Below are 7,600 nucleotides of genomic sequence, written 5' to 3'. Positions count from 1 at the left end.
GGGCGGGGGCCGCCGGTGATCGAGATCTGGTGCGGGCCCGTCGCGCGGACGAAGCCGGGGGTGCCGGTGAGGGGTGAGGCCCATACCCGGCCCGTCGCGGGGTCGGCCGCGCCCAGGATCAGGAGGGGCTGGAGTTCGAGGAAGGCGGCGGCCACGGGTTTGATGCCCTGGCCGATGATCCGGCCGACGTGGTCGGCGAGTTCACGCACCCCCGCCCGGTCCTGCACGGCGCGGGAGCCCGCGTGATAGGTCTGCATGGCCTCGGCGGCTTCCACGGCTAGAAGAAACCGCAGGTCGGGGCGTCGGAGTTGGGGGCCGGGGCGTCCTCCGCGCCGGTCGGCACCGAGATCTCCAGGCGGGTGCCGTCCGGGTCGTGGAAGAAGATGCCGCCGGAGGCCGCGCCTTCGCGGTGGGCGACCACGCCCTCGTACGCGAACGCGGCGCCGTAGGCCTTGAGCGCCTCCTCGTACCGCCGGACCCCCTCGATCGAGTCGGCCGCGAACGCCAGGTGGTGCAGGCCGGCGCGGTCGCTGTCGTACGGCCCCTGCGCCTGCTGCCAGAGGGTGAGTACCGGGTGGTCGCCGGCGCCGTCGCCCAGGAACGCGTACCGGCGGTCGCCCTCCTTGCCCTCGGCGAGGACCGCGAAGCCTAGGACGTCGCGGTAGAAGGCGAGCGAGCGGTCGAGGTCGGTGACGTTCAGGCCGATGTGGCCGAGGTGCGGGGTCATGGGAAGCCCTTCGCCGATATAACCGTTGTCGACGACTTTAGTGGTTAGAATCGGAGACAGTCAACCGGTCACGTACTCTTGACCGGTTAGATCAGAAGAGAGGCACCCGATATGCCGAAGCCCACGTCGAAGCCGACGCCCCTCACCGAGGACCCCCGGCCGCTCATCGGCGAGCCGCTCGCGCTCGACCTGCTCAACACGCGGTGGATGCGGGACGGGGCCGTACAGGATCTGTTCGCGGTCCCGGGCGGGCTCGCCGTGTGGCTCGGGTCGAACGGGCTCGACGACCGGTTCGCGGCCGACACGGTCACCCTGACGTACGTCAACAGCACGCGCACCGCGCTGAAGCTGGCCCTGGACGACGGCCGCACGGGCGACCTCGACGTCGTGCTCGGCATGGGACGCATCCGGGCCACGCTCACCGCCGACGGGCCCGGCGAGGTGCCCGAGTTCGAGGACCCCAGGTGGGGGCCCGGCTGGCTCGCCGCCCGCAGTTATCTGGAGCTGCTCTCCACCGCCCCGGACCGCATCCGCCGCTGCGCCCACGAGGCGTGCGTCCTGCGCTTCTTCGACACGTCGCGGAACGGCACCCGCCGCTGGTGCTCGATGGCGGCCTGCGGCAACCGCGCGAAGGCGTCCCGTCACTACGCCCGTTCGAACCCCGGGCACGAATAGGGGGTTTTCCCCATACGTTCATAGCGTTTCGGTCAACACTTCCCAAACAACCGTCCCTTGGGTAAAGCTGTGCCCTCGTCCGGCACTGGATTCTTCACCTACAAGGGATGCCGATGACCCTCTCCCACCAGAGACGCGTGGCCCGAATATCCGTGGCCGCCGGTCTCGTCGCCGCGCTCTCCGCGGCCGGGCCGATACCCATGGCCTTCTCCGCCGACTCGCCCTCCGCCACCACACCCGCGGACACGACCGTCAAGTCCGCCGCCGCCAAGCTCGGTTCGGACGACGCCGATCTGCTCGCCACGGCCAAGGCCGACGGCGACAAGAACGTCACGATGATGATCGCCACCGCGCCGGGCGCGACCGAACAGGTCGCCCAGCAGCTGGACGCGGTCAAGGGCGGCTCCGTGGGCCGCACCTACGACAAGCTCGGCTACGTCCGCGCCACCGTCCCGACCGGCAGGGCCGACTCCGCGATCGCCGCCGCCTCGAAGCTGTCCTCGGTGCAGGCCATCGACCTGCGGCAGGAGATCGCCCTCGACGACCCGACGCCGAGCGCGGACACCGCGAGCGGCGCCAAGAGCGCCAACAAGGCCACGGCGACGACCACTTACTCGGCGCCGAACAAGAACACCCCCGCCGCGAACCCGTACAACCCGTCCTTCGAGACGGGCGCCGTCGACTTCGTGAAGAAGAACCCGAAGGCGGACGGCCGCGGCATCACCATCGGCATCCTCGACTCCGGCGTCGACCTCGGCCACCCGGCGCTGCAGAAGACCACCACCGGCGAGCGCAAGATCGTCGACTGGGTCACCTCGACCGACCCGATCGTCGACGGCGACCAGACCTGGCGCCCGATGGTGACGGCCGTGTCCGGCCCCAACTTCACGTACGGCGGCACGAGTTGGACGGCGCCCGCGGGGTCGTACGAGATCAGCACGTTCAAGGAGTCGTACACCACCGGCGGTGACGCGAAGGGCGACGCGAACCGTGACGGTGACACCACCGACGCGTGGGGTGTCCTGTACGACCCGGCGGCCGGCACGGTGACGGTCGACCTGAACAACAACCAGAACTTCGGCGACGACACCCCGATGAAGCCGTACAAGGACGGCTACCAGGTCGGCTACTTCGGCACCGACAACCCGGCGACGGACGTCGTCGAGCGGCAGCCGTTCGTCGTGCAGATCAGCAAGGACGTACCCATGGACCCGTACGGCGGGTCCTGGGTCGGCAAGACCGCCGACTTCGTCAACATCGGTGTCATCGAGTCCGAGCACGGCACGCACGTCGCCGGTATCACCGCGGCCAACGGCCTGTTCGGCGGCAAGATGAACGGCGAGGCGCCGGGCGCGAAGCTCGTCTCCTCGCGCGCCTGCACCTGGACCGGCGGCTGCACCAACGTGGCGCTCACCGAGGGCATGATCGACCTCGTCGCCAACCGCGGTGTCGACATCGTCAACATGTCGATCGGCGGCCTGCCCGCGCTGAACGACGGCAACAACGCGCGCGCCGCGCTGTACACGCGCCTCATCGACACCTACGGCGTGCAGCTCGTGATCTCGGCCGGCAACTCCGGTCCGGGCGCCAACACGATCGGCGACCCCGGCCTGGCCGACAAGGTGATCTCGGTCGGCGCCTCGATCTCGAAGCAGACCTGGGCCGCCAACTACGGCTCGCAGGTGGCGACTTCGTACCAGCTGCTGCCGTTCTCCTCGCGCGGCCCGCGTGAGGACGGCGGCTTCACGCCGACGCTCGTCGCGCCCGGCGCCGCGATCAACTCGACCCAGACCTGGCTGCCGGGTTCCCCGGTCCCCGAGTCGGGTTACACGCTGCCGGCCGGCTACTCGATGCTCCAGGGCACCTCGATGGCCTCCCCGCAGGCGGCGGGCGCCTCGGCGCTGCTGCTGAGCGCCGCGAAGCAGAAGCACATCGCGCTCACCCCGGCGACCCTGCGCACGGCGCTGACCTCAACGGCCGATCACATCAAGGGTGTTCAGGCGTACGAGGAGGGCGCGGGCCTCATCGACATCGTGGACGCGTGGAAGTCCATCAAGGACGGCGCCGGCGCCCACGAGGCTGTGCCCGATAACTACGACGTGAAGGCTCCCGTCGACACCGCGATCGACTACGCGCTGAAGACGCCCGGCTTCGGAACCGGTCTATACGACCGCGAGGGCGGCCTCAAGGCCGGCGCGAAGAAGACGTACGACATCACCATCACGCGAACCACCGGTGCGGACAAGGCGGTTCGGCACGAGCTGCACTTCGAGAACAACGCCGGTGACACCTTCCGGATCGTCGGCTCGGACGAGGTCAAGCTCCCGCTGAACCAGCCGGTGACGGTCAAGGTGCAGGCTGCGCCCAGGAGTTCGGGCATCAAGAGCGCGATCCTGGAGGTCGACGACCCGAAGACCGAGGGCCTCGACAAGCAGATCCTCACGACGGTCGTGGTCGCCTCGCCCGTCAACTACACCTACTCCAAAGCGAATTCGGTGCAGCGCAACAGCACCCAGTCGTACTTCGTGACCGTCCCCGCGGGCGCCAAGGCCCTTGAGGTCGCGATGAGCGGGCTGAAGGACAAGAGCCAGACGCGGTTCATCTCCATCCACCCGTACGGCGTTCCGGTCGAGGACACGGGCACCCCGTACTGCTACAACAACTACCTGGACGGCAACGGCTGCAAGCCCGACGTGCGGTCGTACGCCGACCCGCAGGCCGGTGTCTGGGAGATCGAGGTCGAGGCGCGCCGTACGTCGCCGCTGCTCGACAACCCGTACAAGCTGGACGCCACCGTCCTCGGCGCGGCCTTCGACCCGGAGACCGTGACCGTGCCCGAGGCCAAGGTCGGCGTCCCGGCCACCGCCTCCTGGAAGGTGACGAACAACTACGCGGCGCTGGACGGCACGTTGAAGGGCGGCCCGCTCGGCTCCTCGCTGACCGCGCGGCCCACCATCACCGAGGGCGTCACCCAGACCACCACGGTCGACGTCCCGGCCGGCGCCACGTCCCTGGACGTCGCGATCGGCAACGTGTCGGACACGGCGGCGGACCTGGACCTGACGGTGTACAACGCCGCCGGGACCGTCGTCGGCCAGTCCGCCGACGGCGACTCGGAGGAGGCGGTCTCGGTCGCCAACCCGGCCGCCGGCACCTACACGGTCGAGGTCGTGGGCTATTCGGTGCCGTCCGGCTCGACCGCGTACGACTACCGGGATGTGTTCTTCTCCCCGGCGCTCGGCACGGTCACCGTCGACGGTTCGACGCCGGTGAAGCTCGCCACGGGCGCCTCGGCGACGGTCTCCGGCAGCGTCACCGCTCTGGCCCCGGCCCCCGAGGGACGCGAGTTCTTCGGCCAGGTCCAGCTGGTCAACGCCCGCGGCACGGTCGCGGGGCTGGGCAGCGTGAAGATCGAGAAGGTCACCTCGTAGCCCTGACAGGGATACGGCGGTGAGGGGGCGGGCGTCCGTGCGGGCGCCCGCCCTTCTCGTGCTCAGCCGGGCGAGCAGGCCGTGTGCAGAGAGCCGGGCAGGGCCTTGAGGATCCAGGCGCGGTTCGCGGCGACACGATCGTCGCCGACGGCCCAGAGGCCGGCGTTCGTCTGGCCCTGTCCGACCCCGACCAGCACATGCTGGCCCTTGCGCGGCTTCGGGTCCGCCCCGCCGTCGAGGAGGAAGGACACCTGGGAGGGTCCCTTGGCGGGCTTGTAGGAGCGGATCACGGTCAGCACGATCCGGCTCCAGGGGTCGTCCACGTGCGTCTCCACCTCGGCCACCGTGCCCTCGACCACGAGCCGGTCGCAGGCCAGCACCAGCTCCGGTTCATCCGGCGGCGGCCCGTCCCCGGAGATCTTGGCGGGGGCGTCGGACTTGCTCTGGGCGGACGAGGAGTCGGCACCCGCACCCGCGCCACCGACGTTGTGCGCCCCCAGCCAGGCGAGCCCGGTGATCATCGTGGCCACGACCGCCGTGGCGAGCGTGCCGTAGGCGAGGACGCGCAGGGCGGGACGGCGGCGCCGGGCCGGGCGGGCCCTGATCACCGGTTCGGGCGCCGAGGGTGCCAGGGGTGCCGACAGCGCCTCCCCGATGATCCCCAACTGCTCGCGCAGCAAAGCGACTTCGGCCGTGGCGACCCGGTGCTCTGCCATGAACTCGGCGTCCGCGTCCGCCCCTTGCGGCAACGGCTCGTCCGTGATCGCGGCCATCAGCGCGTCCACGCCGTCGTACTCGGCGGTCACGTCACACCACCTCGTCCTCGTGCAGGCGGTCGCGCAGGGCGCGGACCGCGGAGTGCAGCCGGCTCTTGACCGTGCCTTCCGGGATGCCGAGCTCCTCGGCGATCCCGCGCACGGGCAGGTCGGCGTAGAAGCGCAGGACGAGGACCTGGCGGTGCTGGTCGGGCAGTTCGTCCAGACCCTGTGCCACCGCCATGGACAGGACGCTCGTGTCCTCGCCGGAGGGGTGCTCCAGCTGGCGCAGGGAGGCCAGCCGCTCCCCCACCCGCTCCTGGCGGCGTTTGGCGCGGTGCCAGTCCATGGCGAGGTTCGAGGCGACGACCGCCGCCCACGCCGAGACGTCGCGCGGCGCCTCGTCGCCCTTCGCCGCCCGCTCCAGCAGCCGCAGCCGTACCTGCTGGACGCCGTCCGGCAGATCCGCCTGCGGCATCCCGCCGAGCGCGAGCACCGCCCGTACCCGGCGTTCCTGGGCCGCGTCCAGAGGATCGTCGTCCTCCTGGACCCGGCGGGCCTTTCTTCGCAGCACAAGCCACCCCCTCACCGCGTTTCCTCTACGACGCGGGAGCGGGCGGAAACGTTCGGCCGGGCGAGGAGGAATTTTCCGCGGCGGCGGGCGGAGGCGTGGATCACACCGGCGGGCGGGACGGCTTGCGGTCCGGGGCCGGTGCGGGGCGGATTTCTCGCAGCGCGCGGAGCCGTCGCCGCAGGATCGGGCCGGGGGCGGTCGGGTGTCGCGTCCCACTCCTCGGGCCGGGCGGCGAAAGGATTGGACACGCGGGCACGGGTGAGACGCATCATGGAAGCGCTGGACCACGTAGAACGCACGCAAAGGGAGTCGCCGTGAAGGTCGGAATCGTCGGAGCCACCGGTCAGGTCGGCACGGTCATGCGCAGGATCCTCGTGGAGCGGGACTTTCCCGTCACCGAGCTGCGTCTGTTCGCCTCGGCCCGTTCGGCGGGGACGGTCCTGGACGGCGTGACGGTGGAGGACGCGGCGACCGCGGACTACTCCGGGCTCGACATCGTGCTGTTCTCGGCGGGCGGCGCGACCTCGAAGGCGCTGGCCGAGAAGGTCGCCTCGCAGGGCGCGGTCGTCATCGACAACTCCTCCGCCTGGCGCAAGGACCCGCAGGTCCCGCTGGTCGTCTCGGAGGTGAACCCGCACGCGATCGTCGACCGTCCCAAGGGCATCATCGCCAACCCGAACTGCACGACGATGGCCGCGATGCCGGTACTGAAGCCACTGCACGCTGAGGCGGGGCTTGAGGCGCTGGTCGTCGCCACGTACCAGGCGGTGTCAGGTTCCGGTCTTTCCGGTGTGGCCGAGCTGCACGGGCAGGCGCTGAAGGTCGTGGCCGACGCGGACAAGCTGACCCACGACGGCAGCGCGGTCGACTTCCCCGAGCCGCAGGTCTACAAGCGCCCCATCGCCTTCAACGTGATCCCCCTCGCCGGCTCGATCGTCGACGACGGCCTGCACGAGACCGACGAGGAGCAGAAGCTCCGCAGCGAGTCCCGCAAGATCCTGGAGATCCCCGGGCTGAAGGTCTCCGGCACCTGCGTCCGGGTCCCGGTCTTCTCCGGCCACTCCCTCCAGGTCAACGCCCGTTTCGCCCGCCCCCTCACGGTCGAGCGCGCCACGGAGCTGCTGGGCGGCGCCCCGGGTGTCGCCCTGACCGACATCCCGACCCCCCTCCAGGCGGCCGGCCAGGACCCGTCCTACGTCGGCCGCATCCGCGCCGACGAGACGGTCGAGCACGGGCTCGCGCTGTTCATCTCCAACGACAACCTCCGCAAGGGCGCCGCGCTGAACGCGGTGCAGATCGCGGAGCTGGTGGCGGCGGAGCTCAAGGGCTGACGGGCTTTCTTCGCCCCCGCCGCCCCTACCCGTCCCATCCTTCTGGGGCTCCGCCCCAGAAGGATGGGACGGGTAGGGGCGGCGGGGGCGAAAAAAACCAGGCCTCA

At 70.6% G+C, this 7,600-nt stretch carries 6 protein-coding genes and 1 pseudogene; 3 read left to right on the top strand and 4 right to left on the bottom strand.

Going from position 1 to position 7,600, the window contains the following annotated elements:
• Window positions 1–257 (bottom strand): annotated as a pseudogene (locus tag AC31A1_RS29805) (pyridoxamine 5'-phosphate oxidase family protein); the annotation flags it as partial.
• A gap of 20 nt (window positions 258–277) precedes the next feature.
• Window positions 278–727 (bottom strand): VOC family protein, encoded by a 450-nt coding sequence (locus AC31A1_RS29800; protein WP_489656293.1) that lies wholly within the window; start codon window positions 725–727, stop codon window positions 278–280.
• Window positions 728–838: 111 nt separating this feature from the next.
• Between AC31A1_RS29800 and AC31A1_RS29795 the strand changes: the two genes are divergently transcribed.
• On the top strand, window positions 839–1,402 hold the full coding sequence (locus AC31A1_RS29795) for a CGNR zinc finger domain-containing protein (protein ID WP_489656292.1): 564 nt from the start codon (window positions 839–841) through the stop codon (window positions 1,400–1,402).
• Window positions 1,403–1,515: 113 nt separating this feature from the next.
• On the top strand, window positions 1,516–4,833 hold the full coding sequence (locus tag AC31A1_RS29790) for a S8 family serine peptidase (protein WP_489656291.1): 3,318 nt from the start codon (window positions 1,516–1,518) through the stop codon (window positions 4,831–4,833).
• 62 nt (window positions 4,834–4,895) lie between these two features.
• Here the strand turns inward: AC31A1_RS29790 and AC31A1_RS29785 are convergent, their stop codons facing one another.
• Both AC31A1_RS29785 and AC31A1_RS29780 read right to left on the bottom strand, forming a co-directional pair.
• The gene (locus tag AC31A1_RS29785; protein WP_489656290.1) at window positions 4,896–5,639 is read right to left on the bottom strand and encodes a hypothetical protein; all 744 of its coding nucleotides are present in this window, start codon (window positions 5,637–5,639) and stop codon (window positions 4,896–4,898) included.
• 1 nt (window position 5,640) lies between these two features.
• A complete protein-coding gene (locus tag AC31A1_RS29780; protein ID WP_489656289.1) occupies window positions 5,641–6,162 on the bottom strand; it encodes a sigma-70 family RNA polymerase sigma factor in 522 nt (173 codons plus the stop codon).
• A 314-nt stretch (window positions 6,163–6,476) separates the two neighbouring features.
• On the opposite strand from AC31A1_RS29780, the gene AC31A1_RS29775 reads away from it, so the two are divergent.
• Complete coding sequence (locus tag AC31A1_RS29775; RefSeq protein ID WP_489656288.1) at window positions 6,477–7,493, top strand: aspartate-semialdehyde dehydrogenase; 1,017 nt, start codon at window positions 6,477–6,479, stop codon at window positions 7,491–7,493.
• The last annotated feature ends 107 nt before the right edge of the window (window positions 7,494–7,600 follow it).

This window comes from Streptomyces sp. P5F9 (assembly GCF_057961495.1).
This window is presented reverse-complemented; position numbering and strand designations above follow the sequence as displayed.

Excerpts from the sequence above, each read along its gene's own strand:
- AC31A1_RS29800 (WP_489656293.1), bottom strand. The coding sequence starts at position 727 with ATGACCCCGCACCTCGGCCACATCGGCCTGAACGTCACCGACCTCGAC.
- AC31A1_RS29795 (WP_489656292.1), top strand. The coding sequence starts at position 839 with ATGCCGAAGCCCACGTCGAAGCCGACGCCCCTCACCGAGGACCCCCGG.
- AC31A1_RS29790 (WP_489656291.1), top strand. The coding sequence starts at position 1,516 with ATGACCCTCTCCCACCAGAGACGCGTGGCCCGAATATCCGTGGCCGCC.